General features: G+C 64.1%; 1 protein-coding gene. It reads left to right on the top strand.

Going from position 1 to position 994, the window contains the following annotated elements; all coding sequences use genetic code 11:
• Positions 1-241: 241 nt before the first annotated feature.
• The gene (locus tag ABN034_RS34225; protein WP_349695108.1) at positions 242-484 is read left to right on the top strand and encodes a hypothetical protein; all 243 of its coding nucleotides are present in this window, start codon (positions 242-244) and stop codon (positions 482-484) included.
• Positions 485-994 lie beyond the last annotated feature (510 nt).

The following is a 994-nucleotide window of genomic DNA, read 5'->3' as shown; positions in this document are numbered from 1 at the left end:
CAAAGCCCGACGCGCCCCCAACCCGACCACCGAGGAGGTGAACGACAACACCATCCCGGCGCTCAGCGCCTAACCAACCAACGGATCACGCGACACGACCGATACACCACACCAATGGACTTGACCCGCAGAACTGCTTCAGGCCGCCCTGTACGCACCTCAAGGACACCCGGAGTTGACCCGTGGCCCACATCCTCAACCTGGCTCTCATCCCAATCTCGACGCCGCTTGCGATACCAGCGTGACCACACGACGCCCGCGTGACCGAACGGTGCAGCTGTACTGCGACGAGTGTGGCTGGTACACCGAGGACGAGCTCCCTCCGGTGATCCGCCTCCAAGGCCGCGATGCCATCTGCGCGTGGGCGGTACGGGAGCGCGGCTGGGAGCTGCTGCCCGACGCAATCCTGTGCCCCGACTGCGCGGAACTCCCCGACGAAGACGACGACACAGACGACACAGACGTGAGGAACCCTGTTGCGTAACACCTGTAGGTTCGATGGATCGGGTAGCGCCTGCGAGGTCGGCGGCAGCCAGGTGAGCAAGGGCCCGCTTCTGGTGTGCGACACCCCAGTCGTCTGCCTCCCCATGCTCTTCGAACATGCGGCTCGCCTGATCGATCTCAGCGACGGCTGAAGCGATGTCGCCAGCCTTGGTGAGAGCGGTACCGATCCACAGGCGCGCCTGTGCACGTTCGTAGTCGCGAAGCCTTCGATCCTCGGCGAGGCTCTGATACATCCGAGCCGACGCATGCAGGTCACCAGACATCTCGACCGTGATTGCCCGTGCCAGGTCCACCTGATCGGCCAACCGGCGGCGGTCGTTCAGCGGCGGTGGTGTGCTGCCGCTATCGACGTGGAACAGCAGCCTAGTGCCTCATCAAGGAACGTTGGCGTTGTAATGGCAGGCTGTGCCTGGAGGTGAGTGATGGCACGTCGGCCTGAGGTGTTCGTTCGGGAGTTGGAGCCGCAGGAGGCTGAGCGGCTGGTACAGAT

The sequence above is a fragment of the Actinopolymorpha sp. B11F2 genome (assembly GCF_040195635.1).
Taxonomy (GTDB): Bacteria; Actinomycetota; Actinomycetes; order Propionibacteriales; family Actinopolymorphaceae; genus Thermasporomyces.
This window is presented reverse-complemented; position numbering and strand designations above follow the sequence as displayed.